General features: G+C 61.5%; 10 protein-coding genes and 2 pseudogenes. 9 read left to right on the top strand and 3 right to left on the bottom strand.

What is annotated here, in order from left to right; all coding sequences use genetic code 11:
- Positions 1 to 140 precede the first annotated feature (140 nt).
- The 6 genes from ASF90_RS02495 (at position 141) to ASF90_RS02470 (ending at position 6,589) form a co-directional block, all read left to right on the top strand.
- The gene (locus ASF90_RS02495) at positions 141 to 671 is read left to right on the top strand and encodes a VOC family protein (RefSeq protein WP_055845418.1); all 531 of its coding nucleotides are present in this window, start codon (positions 141 to 143) and stop codon (positions 669 to 671) included.
- On the top strand, positions 664 to 1,836 hold the full coding sequence (locus tag ASF90_RS02490; protein ID WP_236699181.1) for a tryptophan 2,3-dioxygenase family protein: 1,173 nt from the start codon (positions 664 to 666) through the stop codon (positions 1,834 to 1,836). The genes ASF90_RS02495 and ASF90_RS02490 overlap by 8 nt, the downstream gene beginning before the upstream one ends.
- Positions 1,837 to 1,921: 85 nt before the next feature.
- Positions 1,922 to 3,379, top strand: coding sequence for an FAD-dependent oxidoreductase (locus ASF90_RS02485; RefSeq protein WP_055845415.1), 1,458 nt, complete (start codon positions 1,922 to 1,924; stop codon positions 3,377 to 3,379).
- A 27-nt stretch (positions 3,380 to 3,406) separates the two neighbouring features.
- Entirely contained in the window at positions 3,407 to 4,663 is a 1,257-nt protein-coding gene (locus ASF90_RS02480; protein ID WP_055845412.1) for an aminotransferase class V-fold PLP-dependent enzyme, read from the top strand.
- Entirely contained in the window at positions 4,660 to 5,451 is a 792-nt protein-coding gene (locus ASF90_RS02475) for an SDR family oxidoreductase (RefSeq protein WP_055845410.1), read from the top strand. The genes ASF90_RS02480 and ASF90_RS02475 overlap by 4 nt, the downstream gene beginning before the upstream one ends.
- Positions 5,452 to 5,464: 13 nt before the next feature.
- A complete protein-coding gene (locus ASF90_RS02470; RefSeq protein WP_055845407.1) occupies positions 5,465 to 6,589 on the top strand; it encodes a pyridoxal phosphate-dependent aminotransferase in 1,125 nt (374 codons plus the stop codon).
- A 108-nt stretch (positions 6,590 to 6,697) separates the two neighbouring features.
- Here the strand turns inward: ASF90_RS02470 and ASF90_RS02465 are convergent, their stop codons facing one another.
- A complete protein-coding gene (locus tag ASF90_RS02465; protein ID WP_055846252.1) occupies positions 6,698 to 8,962 on the bottom strand; it encodes a methyl-accepting chemotaxis protein in 2,265 nt (754 codons plus the stop codon).
- Between the two features lie 296 nt (positions 8,963 to 9,258).
- Between ASF90_RS02465 and ASF90_RS02460 the strand changes: the two genes are divergently transcribed.
- Positions 9,259 to 9,552, top strand: a complete 294-nt coding sequence (locus tag ASF90_RS02460; protein ID WP_055845404.1) for a hypothetical protein — start codon at positions 9,259 to 9,261, stop codon at positions 9,550 to 9,552.
- 186 nt (positions 9,553 to 9,738) lie between these two features.
- On the opposite strand, the pseudogene ASF90_RS23770 reads toward ASF90_RS02460, so the two are convergent.
- Positions 9,739 to 9,894: pseudogene (locus tag ASF90_RS23770) on the bottom strand (IS5/IS1182 family transposase); the annotation flags it as partial.
- A gap of 391 nt (positions 9,895 to 10,285) precedes the next feature.
- On the opposite strand from ASF90_RS23770, the gene ASF90_RS02455 reads away from it, so the two are divergent.
- The gene (locus tag ASF90_RS02455) at positions 10,286 to 12,214 is read left to right on the top strand and encodes an alpha-L-fucosidase (protein ID WP_055845402.1); all 1,929 of its coding nucleotides are present in this window, start codon (positions 10,286 to 10,288) and stop codon (positions 12,212 to 12,214) included.
- A gap of 681 nt (positions 12,215 to 12,895) precedes the next feature.
- Positions 12,896 to 14,271: pseudogene (locus ASF90_RS02450) on the top strand (IS5 family transposase).
- Between the two features lie 1,522 nt (positions 14,272 to 15,793).
- On the opposite strand, the gene ASF90_RS02445 reads toward ASF90_RS02450, so the two are convergent.
- Entirely contained in the window at positions 15,794 to 16,840 is a 1,047-nt protein-coding gene (locus ASF90_RS02445) for a hypothetical protein (protein WP_115560462.1), read from the bottom strand.
- Positions 16,841 to 16,871: the final 31 nt, after the last annotated feature.

Genomic DNA, 16,871 nt, shown 5'->3' with positions numbered 1-16,871 from the left:
ACTGCGTCCGATAGCTGCAGTCGCTATATCAAGCTGTGCGCAAGCGTGGCTGCGTGTTGTCGCTGGCTAGAAAATATGTTTTGAAGACCTTTCATTTAATTGAAAGTTGAATTTCTATGGGCGGAATATAGGAGTGCGGTATGTTGAGTAAACTTCATCATGTAGGTTATCGCTGCCGGGATGCGGCAGAAACAGTGGGTTTCTATGCCGATACCCTGGGTTTGAAGTTTGCGGCGGCATTGATTGACCACGTTCCTTCCAGTGGTCTGAAGGCAACCAATAATAATGTCTTCTTTGAAATGGAAGACGGCAGCTATATCTGTTTCTTCGAGGTGCTTGGCAGTGCGCTGCCGCTGGTGCCGGTCGAGGAAGACTGGGCGCAGCATCTTGCCCTTGAAGTGCGCGACAGCGAGCGGGCCGACGCACTTTGCGCCCGCTTGCGAGACAGCGGCGTCGAGGTGGAGGGGCCGGTGATCCATGACGTGGCCGGGGATGGACGGCATGCCGAATTGGCCACGTCGTGGTACTTCCGCGACCCGAATGGGCATCGCCTGGAGCTGATCGTCAAGCCGGAGGTGGCACAAACGGCCATCTGGGACGATCTGGAGAAGATGGCTTACGCCAATCTCGCCGCGTGGACGCAACTGAAAAGGGAGCATTTGCTTGGATGATGCTGGCCGGTTGAGTGCAGAGCCCGACCTGGCATTGCAGCAGCAAAAAGGCGCGCGGGCGGTCGCGGCGAACTACTGGGACTACATCAAGGTCGAGCAGCTGCTGGCCCTGCAGGGAGGACTTGACGACGATGAGTCGGCGGTCAGCAACGACGAGGCCTTGTTCATCAGCGTGCACCAAGTCCACGAGCTGTGGTTCAAGCTGGTGCTGCGCGAGTTGACCTTTACCCGTGACCTGCTCAATGCACCGGACGTGGCCGGGCATCAGGTGGTTGCCGGGGTGCGTTCGCTCCGTCGTGCAATCACGGTATTCGAGCAAGCGAATCAGCATTTTCGACTGATGGAGACGATGACGGCGCGCGACTTTCTGGAGTTTCGCGAGCGGTTGACGCCAGCCAGCGGGTTTCAATCGGCGCAACTGCGCGAGATCGAGATCCTGTTGGGTCTTGAAGATGCACAACGTATTTCCATCAGCGCGGGCTCCTATCGCGATGCGCTCAAACTGCCGGATGGCAGTCCCTCGACTGCTGCGCAACGTGTCGAAGCACGCGCCAAGGCCGGCCCATCCCTCAAGCAGTCTTTGTATGCATGGCTGGCTCGGCTACCGATCGATGGCGCCACGACGCCGACAGCGAAGGAGCGCTTCGCACGTCGCTACATCCAGGCGATGCGCGCCGACAGCGAGCGTCGTTGGCGTCTGGCCGCCGAGCGTGGCAGCAGCATAGAAGAGCTGCAGCGGCTGCGTGCGCGGCATGCGGCGGAAGACGATAGCGCCCAGGCGTTCCTGCTGGCCGACGAGCACGCGCAGCTCGACGCGCCCGCCCACGACGCACACCGTGCGGTACGTGCGGCCTTGGTGTTTGTCGAAAGTCATCGTGAGTTGCCGCAGCTTGCGTGGCCGCGCGAACTGCTGGAAAGCGTGGTCGAGCTGGAACAGGCGATGTTGATCTGGCGGCAGCGGCATGCGCGCATGGTGGAGCGCTTCATCGGCCGTCGCGTTGGCACCGGCGGTTCCGCGGGTGTGGACTACCTGGATCAGACCGCGCTGCGCTACCGAATTTTTGCCGAACTGTGGACGGCGCGCTCGTTGTTGCTGCGCACCGCCAGCGTGCCTGTGCTCGACAACCCGGACGGGTATGGATTCGCGATGGAGGGCGGCCGATGATGCCGGGGTTTGTTGTCGCCACCCGTTTGCTGTTTGCGTACGACCTGTCGCCATGCCTGATCGATGTGGGCGCAGGGTGTGCGCCATGACCGATACGTCGCAGGTGCTGGTGGTCGGCGGCAGCATCGCCGGCTTGATGAGCGCACTGGCGTTTGCCAGACACGGCTACCAGGTGACCGTGCTTGAACGCGACGGGGTCGTCGGCGGGTCATCGCTGGCGCGCGATGCCCATCTGCCCACGCCGAGCTGGTGGCGCAAAGGCGTGCCGCACGCCCGTCATACGCATGCGCTGGCCGCGCTGGGGCGGCAGGTGCTGCGCGAACGCGCGCCGGATATCTGGCAGGCGTTGCTGGATGCCGGTGCGGTCGAGATGCCGTTCGGCGCAACGCTTGCGCCAGGTGTCGCTGTGCCTCGCAACGACGATCCGGAGTTGTTCGGTCTGTCGACGCGCCGCTCGTTGATCGAGGACGTCGTTCGTGCGGTGGTGCTGGCAGAGCCGAACATCACGGTGCATGACGCAACCAGCGTCCACGGCCTGCTGGTTCGCACCGACGACAGTCCACTGGTGGAAGGGGTGTGCAGCTCGCGCGGTGAGCTACGCGCGGCGCTGACCATCGATGCGCTGGGTCGCGGCTCTGCGTTCGGCAAATGGTTGCGACAGGCCGGTGTGCAGACGCCCGATACCTTGGTGGACAACTGCGGGCTCGCATATTTCACGCGGTGGTATCGCTGCCGGCAGCGGCCGAATGTGCAACTCACTGCGGGTTTTTCGGTGGGTGGCTATGCCGCGTCCAGTGGCTGCATCGTGTGTCCCGCCGATAACGGCTATGTCTCCATCACGCTGATGGCACCGCATGGCGATAGCGCATGGCATGCCATGGTTGAGCCAGCGGTGTTCACTGCAGCTGCAGGCGCGCACGCCGGCATCGCAACCTGGCTCGACGCTGGCGTCTGCGAGCCGGTATCGGATGTGCTGCGCTGGCCAGTGTGCGAAAACCGCTATCGGTCCGCGGTGGCGAGCGGCATGCCGACCGTGGCTGGGACCATCGCGGTCGGCGATGCGTTGTGCACCACCAATCCGACCTATACGCGCGGTATGTCCTTGGCGATGCGCTACGCATATGCCGTTGCCGATCTTGCGCATCGCGAAGGACTGGATGACCCGCTGCGGTTTGCCGTCGATGCCGACGCGCTTGCGCAGCGTCTTGTGCGGCCCTGGTACGTCGATAGCGTGGCGCAGGACCGCACACGCAGCGCGCTGTGGGCAGGTAAACCGCCTGCATTTCAGCACCCGGATGCGATCGGTTTGCCGCACATCGCTGCCGCTGCGCGCCATGATGCAGTGGTCTGGCACGCATTGGCACGGCGCACGGGAATGCTTGAAGACCCGTCTGCAATTTTCAATCGGTACGACGTCGTAACGCGGGTGCGCAGTCTTGCCGCGACACATCCCGTGCTACCGCTGGCCGCACCTTCGCGAGAGTCACTGCTGCAGCTGATCGCTCAGCACCGCGTCGCGGCCGAGCCCACCCTTGTTTCCTGATCTGCCGTTGCCGAGAGGACGTGTCTGATGCAATCACCGTGGGAATCCGACGCACCGGCTGTGCGGATGAAGCAACGTTTTTCGCTCGATCCAGGCGTCGCCTGTCTCAATCACGGCATGCTGGGGGCATGCCCCAACGCTGTACTGGAACGCCAGACGGCGTTTCGTGCGCAGATCGAGCGGCTGCCGTCTGTGTTCATCCTGCGCGATCTACCGCGCTTATTAGATGCCTCGCGCGAGGCGCTGGCTGGGGTCATCGGCGCCGATCCAGTCGACCTGGTATTGCTGCCCAACGTGACCACCGCATTGAGCGCGGTGCTGCGCTCGCGTTCTTTTACGCGCGACGACGAGATTCTGACTACCAACCATGCGTATTTGTCTGCACGCAATCTACTCGACTTTGTCTCCGGCAACACCGGGGCCACCGTGGTGGTTGCGCAGGTCGGCGTGCCGGTGTCGGACCCGCAGCGTGTGGTGCAGGCCGTGCTGGAACGAGTCACCCCGCGCACGCGGCTTGCCGTGTTGGATCACGTCACCAGCCCGACCGGGATCGTATTTCCGATCAAAGCCCTGGTCGCGGCGCTGGCCGAACGTGGCATCGATACAGTGGTCGATGGTGCGCATGCACCAGGCATGTTGCCGTTGGATGTGCAGGCGATCGGAGCGGCGTATTACGCGGGCGATTGCCATAAATGGCTGTGCAGCCCGCGCGGCGCGGGATTTTTGCATGTGCGTCGCGATCGTCAGGCGGGCGTGCATCCGCCGGTGATCAGTCGCGGCTACGGCGACAACAGCAGCGCTCGCCCGCGGCTGCATCTGGAATTCGATTGGCTGGGTACCTCCGACCCGACGCCGTTGCTGTGCATTCCCGAAGCGATCGTTTTCCTGCAGAACGTGCTGCCTGGCGGCCTGCCTGCACTGTTCGCACATCACCATGCATCGGCGCTGCGCTGTGCGCAGTACCTGACGGCGCGATTGCCGCTGAAACGTCTGGCCACCGATGAACACCTGGCAAGCATGGTGGCGTTCGCGCTGCCGCCTCGCCTCTGCGCGGCATATCCCGATGCGGCCGCGCTGCAGGACTGGCTGTACGACACCCATGCCATCGACGTGGCAGTGAACGCGTGGCCAGACAACGCGAGCTACGTGCTGCGTGTTTCCATGCAGGTCTATGCCGCGATGGAGGATGTGGTTCGACTGGGCGATGCGTTGCAGGGCGCCTTTGCTGCGCTGGACGAACGAGATGCGCTGATGCAGGCCGTCACTGCGGGAGTTGCGCGATGAATGCAATCGAGATCGATCGTCAACATGTGCTGATTACCGGCGGTGCAGGAGGTATCGGCGTCGAGCTGGTGCACGTTTTTGCGCAGGCCGGTTACAGGGTGAGCTTTACCTACCGCCCGGGGGAGGAGAGCCGGCAACGGGCGCAGGCGCTGCTCGATGAAGTCGGCGATGAGTACGTGCACGCATTGGAGCTGGATGTGGGCGACCAGCAGAGCCACGCGCAACTGATGCAGGTACTGTCTTTGCCGCTGGACATCGTGATCCATAACGCTGGCGTCGGCACCAAGACCGTTGAACGTGCGGCGGCCAGCTACAAGGAACAGGACGAGGTGTTTTTCCGGGTCAATACGCTGGGGCCGCTGTGGCTCAGCGAGGATGTTATCCCGAGCATGCTGGCGCGCGGACACGGCAAGATCGTGTTCATGAGTTCGGTGGACGGCGGAATCACGCACTTTCCGCGCTTTCGCGCTGCCGATGGCATGAGCAAGGCGGCGGTGGCGTTTCTGGGGCGGCAACTTGCGGCCACCTACGCCTGCACAGGTATCGATGTCTTCACTGTCTGTCCTGGCGCCACCGATACGCCGATGTTTCAGGCCAGTACCTTGAATGCATTGTCGGCCGAACAACGCCAGGCGCTTGAAGCATCGCTGCCCGGCGGGCGGTTGATCGCGCCGCGGGAGATTGCCGACCTGTGCTTTTACCTGTGCCGCGATGAGGCACGCATTTTACGTGGCGCGGTGATCGATGCTTCGCTTGGGCTGGGCGTATGCCCGGCCGTCATGGGATAAGGGAGTCTTACGCATGCCTGTGCCGTCGAACAGTTTTTGGGAGCAATGGCTCACCGCGCATCGTGCCAAGCCTGATGCCTGCGTCACCTATTCGTTGTCGCCTTCGCCGCCATTGCAGCGCTATCTGGCGCAGCTGGATCCTGCGCAGTCGCTGGATTGGACCGGCGAGGACTATCAAGGCTTGCCACTGCTGCGCGAACGGGTGCTGGCGCAGTATGGGTATGCCAGCACATGCGGGTTGCAGGATGTGCTGATCACCGCCGGCGCGCAGGAGGCGAACTACTTGGTGCTGACACAGTTGCTCGCTGCCGGAGATGAGTTCGTCATCGATGCACCGGGGTGGCAGCAACCGCTGGTGCTGGCACAGCAAATCGGTGCGGTGCCCAAGTTGGTGACGCGTTCGGAGGCATCCAACTGGGCACTGGATATCGACCAGCTCGAAGCGTTGGTCACGCCCAGGACCAAGCTCATCTTCCTGTGCAATCCCAACAATCCGACTGGACGCGTGGAGAACCTGGCGACGCTGCAGCGCATTGTGGCTGCGGCAGAGCGCGTGGGGGCCTACATCCTTTCCGACGAGGTCTATCGCGGTCTGGAGTGGGATCGGCAAGAGACCCCACGCATCGCAACCCTTTACGACCGCGGAGTGAGTACCGGCAGCGTGTCGAAGCTGCTCGGCCTGCAGGGCTTGCGGACCGGCTGGATGGTGACGCGCGACCAAGCCTTGCTCAATGCGGCGATGGTGCTACGCGAAAACACCAGCGAGATCATGAACGTGCTGGGGGAGCGCATTGCCGAGGTCGCGCTGCGACCGGAGCATTTCGATGCGACGGTTGAGCACTCGCGTGCGATGGGGCGCGCGCGGATCGATCTACTGGATCGCTTTGTCGCCGAGCAGCCGGCACTGACATGGCAGCGGCCGCAGGCAGGCCTGCTCGGTCTTGCGCATCTCGACTTGCCGATCGACGCCGATGCCTTCAGTCGCCGGTTGCTTGCGCCGCCGTTCAAGACGTTTGTGATGTCCGGTGGTGCGTATGCATGCCCGCAGCACCTGCGGTTGGGGGCGGGCGGTGTGTCGCCTGCGGAACTGGAGCTGGGTCTGGCGCGGATGGCGCAGTTGCTGGCCGAATGGAGCTGACCGCTGTCTCGTCGTCATTGATTGGAAGGCAATCGGGTGCAATGCAGAAGGCCGGCTGCTCACGCAGCCGGCCTTCGTATTGCGCCATCTCTTGCTAAAAACGCCGGCTTAGAACTCTTGCCAATCAGCACCATTGCTCGACGCGCTGGCGACCACCGCTTGCCTGACGGGTCGCTTGATCGATGTCGCGGCAACGCGTGGCTTCGCTGCGGCAACGCCGGCCGGCTTCTTGGAATGCAGCACGGTCGGTGCAGCTGCGCGCACAACCGACGGGCGTTCGGCTTCGATCTTGAAGATCGACACCGCCTGCCTGAGCTGCACGGCCTGCTCTTCCATCGAGCGAGCGGCGGCGGTGGCTTCTTCCACCAGCGCGGCATTCTGCTGCGTGGTTTCGTCCATCTGGGTGACGGTGAGGTTGACCTGTTCGATGCCGGCCGACTGCTCCTGCGAGGCGGCGGAAATCTCGCCCATGATGTCGGTGACGCGCTGCACGCTCGCCACGATCTCGGCCATTGTGGTGCCGGCGCTGTGCACCAGTGCCGAGCCTTCGGCCACGCGCTCGACCGAATCGTCGATCAGGCTCTTGATCTCCTTGGCCGCCGCGGTGGAGCGCTGGGCGAGGGTGCGCACTTCGCTGGCGACCACCGCAAAACCGCGGCCTTGTTCGCCGGCGCGTGCCGCTTCGACCGCTGCGTTCAGTGCCAGGATGTTGGTCTGGAAGGAGATGCCGTCGATGACGCTGATGATGTCGGCGATCTTCTTGGACGAGGCTTCGATGCCGGTCATCGTGCCCACGACCTTGCTGACGATGTCGCCGCCCTGCGAGGCGACGCTAGCAGCGCCGATCGCCAGCTGATTGGCCTGGCGCGCATGTTCTGCGTTCTGCCGCACGGTGGAGGTGAGTTCTTCCATCGATGCGGCGGTTTCTTCCAGGTTGGCGGCCTGCTGCTCGGTACGTTGCGACAGATCCTGATTGCCGGCGGCAATTTCGCTGGCGGCCGAATTGATCGACACCGCCGAGTGCTGGATGCGCCCGACAATTTCGGCCAGCTGTGTGGCGGTGGCATTGGCGTCGTCGCGCATCTGTGCGAACACCCCCTTGAAGTCGCCACTCATGCGTGCGGTCAGGTCGCCTGCGGCGATGGATTGCAGCAGCGACGACAGCGATTGCAGATTGCCATCGGCGGTGGCCATCAGCTGGTTGAGGCTATCGACCATGATGTGGAAGTCGTACTGGAAGCGGTCGGCATCGCCGCGCGCGCTGAAATCGCCGTTGGCCGCCGACTGCGCCAGCTGCTTGATCTCGGTATTCATCGCCGACAGATTGGCCTTGACCTCGTTCATGGTCTGGGTGAGTACGGCTTTTTCGCCGGGCAGCGCGTCCATGCTCTCGCTCAGGTCGCCGATGGCATAGCGGCCCATGATGCGCGCGAGCGTGGTCTGCACGGCTAGATGCGAGGCGACCAGGGTGTTGGTGTCCTGCGCCATGCGGCCGTAGTCGCCGGGAAATGCGTTGGTATCGATACGGAAGCTGATCTGCCCATCGTTGTGGCGCTTGGCCATGTCGCCCTGGGCGCTGAGCAAGGCTTGCAGCTGTGTCTGCATGCCGCTCATGGCGCGCAGCAGGCGGCCGGTTTCGTCCTGCGCGTCGGTCTGGACGTTGTTATCCAGCTGACCGTTGGCGATGGCCTCGGCTGCCTTGGTCGCACGCGCGAGCGGTTGGGTCAGGCTGCGGGTGATCAGCCAGGCCAGCAGGCTGCTGATCGCCACGACAGCGATACCGCCCAGGCTGATCAGCAGCTTGCCGCGTTTCATCGACGCAACCGCTTCGGTATAGGCCTGATGGCTCTGATCTTCCTGGCGGGTGACCAGCTCGCGGATCTTGTCCTGCCACGCCATGGTGGCCGGGCGTGCCTTCGCACTCAGCAGCGCCTGCGCCGGTGCATTGTCGTCTGCGGCCGCCAGTTTCATGACCTCGTCGTTGATCTTGGCCGAGATCGTGCGCCGCTCGTCCAGCACTGTACGAATCTTGCGGCCTTCCTCCGAGCTGGGCAGCGTGTCGAGCTTGGCGCGCAGGTCGCTGTAGCGCTGGCGTTGCTCCTTGATGGTCGCCAGCGCTTCGGCGTCGAGCTCGGGGCTGGTTGCCATAGAGTAGGTGCCCAGCGCGATCATGATCGTGGAGTTCGCGTCCAGCATGCCGTTGCCGATCTGGATCTTGGCCATGCGATCCAGAACGATAAAGTCCAATTGCTGCTTGGCGTTGGCCATGGTGACCAGGCCGATCGCCACGAGCAGGCTCGACAGCAAGATCAGGATTCCAAATGCAGCGCCTAGGCGGCGGCCGACGTTATAGCGTTGCAAGTAAGCAGTCATGTAGGTGGTCCTGGTGTCCATAAAGAAGGCACCGACCCGCGGGCGCGTGAAGTACGCGTGATGGCTCGGCAACGGGATAGCGACCAACCACCACAGAACTGAAATCCTGCGGCCGAGCTCGCGTTTAGCCGGTATTTCCCCCGCTGTCAGGGAAAAACCGACTGACAATGCGCTGGGTTTCTGGTGTTCATCGCCCAGGCCATTGCGCGGCCGGTGACCGATCAGGCGCACTGCACATTGCCGTTGACGTACAGGCGCTACGCTGCGGCACTCTCAATGCTCGCGGTACGCTTGGAATGGACACTCGTAACGAGGAATGGATGCGCGCAGTGACCGATGCGCTCAGCGACCTGCTGGCCGCGCGTGTTGCGCAGGCCACGCTGCTGGAAGCCATGCTGGTGTCGCATCCCGATCCGGCGGCCTTGCGGAAGGCCTGGGACGAACTGTCGTCTCAGCGGATCGCGATCGTTGCACAGAACAAGGCAGTCGCCTCGGTGGAACGGCCAATGGATGAGTACACGCTGGAACAATTCCAGGCCTGGGAAGAAAAGTTTCGTCGCTATTTTCCGCGCGATGTGGATAGGCAATAGATCCGCGGTCGAGCGTTCTCGCCTCCGTAGAAAACGCAAAGCAACAGACGGAGAGCGGTGTATGTCCGTGACGCCTGCTTAATTGCCCCGATGCAGAAAGCTCCGCACAACCTGCGGGATGCTTGAAGTTCAAATGCCACGGCCGAGATGACGCGCGTCGTGGGCTTGAGCTTGGCAAATGTCGCGAGATGGGGACTCGTGCAGCGTTTTATCCATTGCCGGATCGCTGGCGTCCAAATGCTGCAGCAGATCAATCCGCAGCATCTTCGTTAGTGCGTACGGCTGACGACCAGGGCGTCCTGGCATCGAAGGGGGATGCACAAGCAGCCCAAGCAACTGCTGTGACGCAACGTCTCTGTGGTCCGCGCACTTCAGTGCAGCCAAAATAGGGCGCCTGCGGTCAATCGTGATGACAAAAAATGGCAGATGTTGGCTCGCCCGGGTTGTCGTACGGTCTTTGTTGGGTGTCATCAGTTAGCCATTGTTGTCTCTGTTCACGCAGCTCGCTTCGCGTGCGGAAGATGAGTCGCCATGCAAGCGCCAACAGCGCAGCGTAGAAAGACAATCGGCCGTCAAACCACACTTCCGCGCAGCGTGCGTCGCACGCGATTCAAGGCCAGCCGCGCAGCGGCCTGTGCGCGGTGCCTTGCATCACCGCCTGTTGCTTCGGGGGTAGGACTCTTTCGCCTTTGGAAAAGCTAAGATCGAAACTTGTGCAAAGTCGGAGGTGCCAATGATCGATCGTCGTACTTTTCTTGCCACGGGTGTGGTGGCCGCTGCCGCCAGCTTCAGTTCCCCGGCGGCGCGGATCACACAGACGCCGCGCGCAAACGGGCCGGCACCGTGGGGTGCGCTGCCCAGCAAGCGACAGCTACGGTGGCATCGGTGGGAGCAATACGCCTTCGTGCATTTTGCGATGAATACTTTTACCGACAAGGAATGGGGCTACGGCGACGAGGATCCGCGCAAATTCGATCCCAGCGATTTTTCAGCCGATCAGATCGTCGCTGCTGCCAAGGCTGGCAATCTGAAAGGGCTCATTTTTACGGCCAAGCACCACGATGGGTTCTGTCTCTGGCCGACGCGTTTGACCGAGCATTGCATCCGGAACTCGCCGTACAAGAACGGCAAAGGCGACATCGTCGGTGAGATGGCCGCGGCGTGTCGACGCGCTGGCCTGGCGTTCGGCCTCTATCTCTCGCCCTGGGATCGCAACCACGCCGAGTATGGGCGGCCCGGCTATCTCGACTATTTCCGCAAGCAGATCGTCGAGCTATGCACGGGCTATGGCGACCTGTTCGAGTTCTGGTTCGATGGCGCCAATGGTGGCGACGGCTATTACGGTGGAGCGCGCGAAGCGCGCAAGATCGATGCGCCCGCTTACTACAACTGGCCACGCATGATCGAGCTGGTGCATCGGCACCAGCCGATGGCCTGCACCTTCGACCCGCTCGGCGCCGATATCCGGTGGGGCGGCAACGAGGATGGTGTCGCCGGCGATCCGTCCTGGCCCACCATGCCCAATGCGCCCTACACACAGGAAAACGGCAACTCCGGGGTGCGTGGCGGGGCGCTGTGGTGGCCGGCCGAAACCAATACCTCGATCCGCCCGGGCTGGTTCTACCATGCCGATGAAGATGGCAAGGTGCGCAGCCCGGAGAACCTGGTGCGCTATTTCGACACTTCCGTCGCGCGCGGCACCAACATGAACCTCAATCTCCCGCCCGACCGACGCGGCCGCATCGCCGACCACGATGTGGCGGTGCTGCAGAGTTTCGGCGACGCAATCCGCGCCAGCTTCGCCATCGATCTGGCCAAGGGCGCCAAGGCCAGCGCCAGTGCGTCGCGCGGTGCTGGGTTCGAGCCGGCGCGCGTGCTTGATCGGCAGCCGGACAGCTACTGGTCCACACCGGATGAGATGACCACGCCCACGCTGACGTTGGAGCTGTCTGCGGTACACAGCTTTGACCTGATCCGGTTGCGCGAGTACCTGCCGCTGGGCGTGCGCGTCACCCGCTTTGCGGTCGAAGCCGAGGTCTATGGGCAATGGCAGCGGCTGGCCGAAGCGCAATGTATCGGTGCACAGCGCATCGTGCGGCTGGAGCGCCCGGTTGCCGCGCGCCGGGTGCGCCTGGTCGTGCTTGAGGCGCCGGTGTGCCCGGCGATCAGCGAATTCGCGCTGTTCCGCGCCGTGGCGCCGGTGCCGGTCGCACGCCCCACGGCAAACGCGCCGGACGTGCTGTCCACCGCCTGTTGGCGCATCGTCGAGGCGAGCGCGCCAGGGGCGGACACGTTGCTGGACGACAATGCCAGCACGATCTGGATCACGCCCGCTCCCACGCCGGGCCATCCCGCGCAGGTGACCATGGACCTCGGTGCGCTGCATCAGGTGGCCGGTTTCAGCCTCACGCCCTCGCGCACGGTGATGAACGGTGCGGCGCCACCGAAGGGCTATCGCGCCGAAACCAGCGAAGATGGCCAGCACTGGCAGCCCGCCGGCGCCGGCGAGCTGTCCAATATCGCCTACGCGCTCTCGACCCAGCGCCTGAATTTCCCCGAGGTTCGCCAGATCCGCTATCTGCGGCTGTCGTTCGCTGAAACGGCGGTGCCCGCAGAGCGGCTGGCGATCGCGGGGATCGGTGCGTTTTCGCGCTTGCGTTGAGCGCTTGTGCTTCCGCGCGGCCATGAGCCGTGCGGGGACGCATCGTTGCGGCGAGGCAGTTTCGCGCTTGGCACACGCCACATTGCTGAAAGCGATGCCGGTCTCGCATCTGGATCCATTCATGCGGAAAAGGCGTGCGATGCGCTGTTGTCCCAGCGCCTTGCGTATGTTGCGTACAAGAAAATACTGGCCAACGACCCGCGCCCTCTGGAGGCCTTTAAGTTGGAGCAGTTCCAGGCGTGGGACTGCAGAATGCGGCGCTATTGCGAGCGATCTGGATACGTCTGCGTCGGACACGTAAGACTAGTGGCCTGAGAAGCGTCGAGTACCGAGCTGCGGTCTAGGTGACTGCGCCGGCTTCGTGCGCCAGCGGCAGCGCGTCCACACCAGGGCGCCCCAGTTACTCAGCCACCCGGCAAGGCGTTGCGTCAGGAGCGATGAGGTGTACCGTGGACCGGCGTGGGACGTATAGGAAACACCACGGATCGCGACACTCTATACAAGCAGCGTCGGCACTGGTCGTGTCTCCAAACTGCCGGGTTTGCAGGGCCTGCGCACCGCTTACATGGTCGCCCCTGGCCCCCCCGGCCGCATCCATTGCAAGGCTTGACCTGCGTTTTAGGTGTGCTGGCATTGTCAGTTTTCATTACTCTACGGACCGGTTTCTGGCAGTTTTCGCCCATGCGTACACGCCGTCCAGCCGCCGAGCAGTTGCCTGCCGATGAGTTGTTTGGTTCGCGTTTGGAGAACCAGATCGACTTGCGCCATCCCCTGGTCCAGCTGAGCCACCGGCTGCCGTGGAGTGCGTTGGAGCAGGCACTGTCGCCACGGTTGCCGGTCACCACCGGCACAGGCGGTCGACCCGCATTGCCGATGCGCCTGATCGCCGGGCTGCTCTACCCCAAGCACGCCTACGACCTGTCCGATGAAGCGGTGTGCGGACGTTGGCTGGAAAATCCGTACTGGCAGTTTTTCACCGGCGAGGTCGTGTTCCAGACCTGCTTGCCGTGCGATCCCAGCTCCCTGACACGTTGGCGACAGCGTCTGGGCGAAGCCGGTATGGAAGAGTTGTTGGCGCATACGATCAACACCGCTCATGCGATGAAGGCGGTGGATGCAGGTGAGGTGTCGCGGGTGATCGTGGATACAACCGTGCAGGAAAAAGCGATCGCCCCTCCCACCGACAGCCGTTTGCTTGAGGTGGCGCGCAAGAAGCTGGTGCTGCTGGCCAAGCGACACGGCATCGCACTGCGGCAGAGCGATGCGCGTCAAGGTCCGGCGTTGAGCCGCAAGGCCGGGTGCTATGCGCATGCGCGCCAGTTCAAGCGCATGCGCAAGGTGCTGCGACGCCAGCGCACGATCCTGGGACGCGTACTACGCGATCTGCAACGCAAGCTGGCCCAGCTGGAACCGTCGGTGCGTGAGCGCATCGGTGTCTGCTTGGAGCGCGCACACCGGTTGTTGACACAGCGTCCCAGGGACACACAAAAACTCTGCGCGTTGCACGCGCCGGAAGGGGAATGCATCAGCAAGGGCAAGGCAAGGCGCCCGTACGAATTTGGTGTCAAGGTCGGCATTGCGGTGAGTGCGCGCAAGGGCTTGATCGTGGGCGCACGCAGCTTTCCCGGCAATTCCAACGACGGCGATACGTTGGCCGAGCAACTGGAACAGACGCGCGGGTTGCTCCAGGATGTGAGTGTCACCCCGCCGGTGGCGATCGTGGACCTGGGGTATCGCGGGCGCGACGTGGAGGGTGTGCAGATCCTGAATCGGGGCAACGCCAAGACGCTGACACGACGGCAATGGAGCTGGATCAAACGAAGGCAAGCGGTAGAGCCGGTGATCGGACATCTGAAACAGGACCGCCGCTTGAATCGCTGCCATCTCAAAGGCGCCCAGGTCGATGAACTGCACGTGTTCGGCCGCGCCGCTGGCGACAACCTGCGGTGGCTGCTGCGCTGGATCGCATTTTGCGTGCCTGGTTGCAGGTGCTGGGGGCGCGTTCCTCAACGTCCTCAAGCATTATGTGCTCGGCAACCATGGCATTTGGTGCTTGAGAGTGGTTTTTCAGGGGCGACTACATGGCACCTGACCGCGCTGTGTTGAATGCCGGCACGTTCCTGCGTGAGAACTCCAACGAGATCATGAGTGTAATTGGGACGTGTTGTGGAGATCGCGCTGTGTCCGGAGCACGTCGTACCGGCAGTGGCGCACTCGCGTATGGCGAGGGTGAACGCGTTGCTTTGCTGGATCGCTCATCGGCGGACAACTGCGTTGACTGGCACGCGACCAAAAGCCAAGTTACTTAGGCTTGCATACCTGCACCTATCCACGAGTACGACGACCGCAGCAGGCAACTACTAGCACCGCCTTGCAAACACATTTGTGAGCCGGTGGTGCTTCGTTGCCGGAGATTGAAAGGCACAGCTGTTTGTAGTGTATGGACTGTCTAAATCGTGAGGCCGCGGTGAGCCTCTTAAAAGAGCAGCACTCGTATGCGACGCGGCTATTCTGGGTCGCGCCCCAAGAACCCCCAACATCCTCTTGCGATAGAATTCGCCAGGGCGTATGAGGGGTACAAGCATTATTGCTCGCTGCGACGTGGCTGCACGCGGGTTCCTACGCGGGAGCCGCGCCTGCGAACCACGCAAGCGCGGATTTAGCGCAACAGGGCCCGAAAATAACAACTCTTAGCCCGGTCAACGTTTGTTATCAATACATGTCAAGCCGGCGGCTTTTCGCCAGGTTTCGGATGGCCAGGCAACCATTGCCAGTCGCATTTAAGGCGCTGAAACTCTGGCAGATATCCGGTGACGGTGTCTCCGTGGTTATTGTAGATGCATTGTTTCTGATTGCCTCCGCGAGCCCCTATGTATTGCGTAAACTGCCAGTGAGCTGGGCACGACTTATCAGCCGGCACTCGTACCTCATTTGGTGTGCCACCTGTAAGCTTTATCGTCCCCACACGCTCTCCAATGTGCTCCACACCTCTGACCTGGATGCCGGGAGAGGACGTGCATGTAAAGGTTTCGCTTCTTTCGTGGCACGTACTCCAGGCCATTCCACCGGAGCCGCTTAACGAGAAAACTCCCCAGGTCGGCGGGATTGGCGGCTCAAAGCTAGCTCCGACGCTGAACGATTGTTCGTGGCACTGGCTCGTCCCAACTGTGGCCTCCATTGTGCCGCAAATTTCGCCAGTATTGCACGACGCCCAACTACTAGGGTTGAAGAAGAAAGCCTTCTGGTCATGGCCTACCCAGCCCGTGAAGTTATTTGAAACATGTGTTGCGGATGCCGTACTGGCGTAAGCAAGCACAAGAAACGAGGCCGTGGCCAAAGATAAACTATTACGATGTTTTGACATGGGATTGTCCTGGGTGGGCTATGTTTAGGGACAGGTGGGGGGATGTATATATTAATTTTCAAAGTGAAATAAAATCAGGCTAAGAAATAAATTTAGCTGATGTAGAGGTAACTTTGGCGCCTCAAATACTTTAGCTGGTGCTGGTTGGTTGACTTTTTTATTTAATTGACGATCTGATTGAGATGGTTGAGAAGTTCGTTTGATAGTCGCGGTCGTTACTGGGAGCCAGTGCTGGTGGTGCCGGCGGATTTGCCGCTGACTAGCTCACTAAAATGTTTGCGTTGAGCGGGATCGGTGGAGGCGCTTGTCATGGCGTTAGACAGTGTTGATCGGAGTGCAGGTGTCAGCTCGACATCACCGCTATTAATCGCATCAAGGGTCAACCTGATTAATAACGGGTTGGTACTGTCCTTTTGAAGGTATCCTACTGCCGCATCCGCTGCATGTTCTGGAGTTGATAATTGATAGAGCTTTTGAGCGGCAACCGCCCGTACTGCTCTATCTCCCGTGCCAGAGGCAAGTGAATCCATCTGGGATGTGGCGGACTTTCTTAATTGCCCGCCTTCAACCGTGTCGTCTTTTTCGAGAGTGCTGACCAAATTCAAGGCGGCGATTGCTGTACCCTTATCCAGACTTGTGTCGTTCAGCCGGGCCACGGCGTCGGAAATGATCGCGTGAGAAGCTTGTCCACGAAAGCCGTAGTAAGTTTCATACATGTCTTGATAAAGGGACGTGTCCTTGCTTGACCACACCCGTTTTGCTTCATCCAGCATCATCTGCCTACCCACTGGACTGCCGGCAAGCATGTCACGCACCATGTTGCGGTGCATTGGCTGATTCCCAGGGATAGCTGCGTAGAAACTCGCAATCCGCTTCTGGGTCTCCGGGCTTGCCTCCATTGCTCTTGTCAGTTGAGCGGTAAAGGCATCTATCTCAGATTGAGGCATTGGTGGTTGGGCGTAGAATCTATCAAAAAATTCGTTCAAATGCGCCACAACGTTCTCCGCGCTGAAAGGCACTTCATAAGGCTGATCCGCTACGAAATTTCCAGAACGCAAGCTATCCCCCAGCCGGTATGAGTTCAGGGCCTGTATGGATCCGCCAGTGACAGTGCGATGCGTTGCAAGGTGCTTTTCTTCCATTGATTTCTGATCTGGCGTAGCGCCGGATATACTGTAAAAGTAGATCGCGGCGCCGACGAGTGCGGCTCCAAGTAGTGCGGCGGACGAATAGTTGTACCTGCTTTCGATTAATGAATTCATGGTGGGGTCGCTTCGGATAGGGATTATAAGA

The organism is Xanthomonas sp. Leaf148 (assembly GCF_001423585.1).
In the GTDB taxonomy this organism is placed as follows: Bacteria; Pseudomonadota; Gammaproteobacteria; order Xanthomonadales; family Xanthomonadaceae; genus Xanthomonas.
The sequence above is the reverse complement of the archived record's forward strand: the minus strand, read 5'-3'. Positions and strand labels throughout refer to the sequence as shown.

What these genes read in the sequence shown, in the direction of transcription:
- ASF90_RS02495 (WP_055845418.1), top strand. Translation starts at nt 141, where the DNA reads ATGTTGAGTAAACTTCATCATGTAGGTTATCGCTGCCGGGATGCGGCA.
- ASF90_RS02485 (WP_055845415.1), top strand. Translation starts at nt 1,922, where the DNA reads ATGACCGATACGTCGCAGGTGCTGGTGGTCGGCGGCAGCATCGCCGGC.
- ASF90_RS02480 (WP_055845412.1), top strand. Translation starts at nt 3,407, where the DNA reads ATGCAATCACCGTGGGAATCCGACGCACCGGCTGTGCGGATGAAGCAA.
- ASF90_RS02475 (WP_055845410.1), top strand. Translation starts at nt 4,660, where the DNA reads ATGAATGCAATCGAGATCGATCGTCAACATGTGCTGATTACCGGCGGT.
- ASF90_RS02470 (WP_055845407.1), top strand. Translation starts at nt 5,465, where the DNA reads ATGCCTGTGCCGTCGAACAGTTTTTGGGAGCAATGGCTCACCGCGCAT.
- ASF90_RS02465 (WP_055846252.1), bottom strand. Translation starts at nt 8,962, where the DNA reads ATGACTGCTTACTTGCAACGCTATAACGTCGGCCGCCGCCTAGGCGCT.
- ASF90_RS02460 (WP_055845404.1), top strand. Translation starts at nt 9,259, where the DNA reads ATGGACACTCGTAACGAGGAATGGATGCGCGCAGTGACCGATGCGCTC.
- ASF90_RS02455 (WP_055845402.1), top strand. Translation starts at nt 10,286, where the DNA reads ATGATCGATCGTCGTACTTTTCTTGCCACGGGTGTGGTGGCCGCTGCC.
- ASF90_RS02445 (WP_115560462.1), bottom strand. Translation starts at nt 16,840, where the DNA reads ATGAATTCATTAATCGAAAGCAGGTACAACTATTCGTCCGCCGCACTA.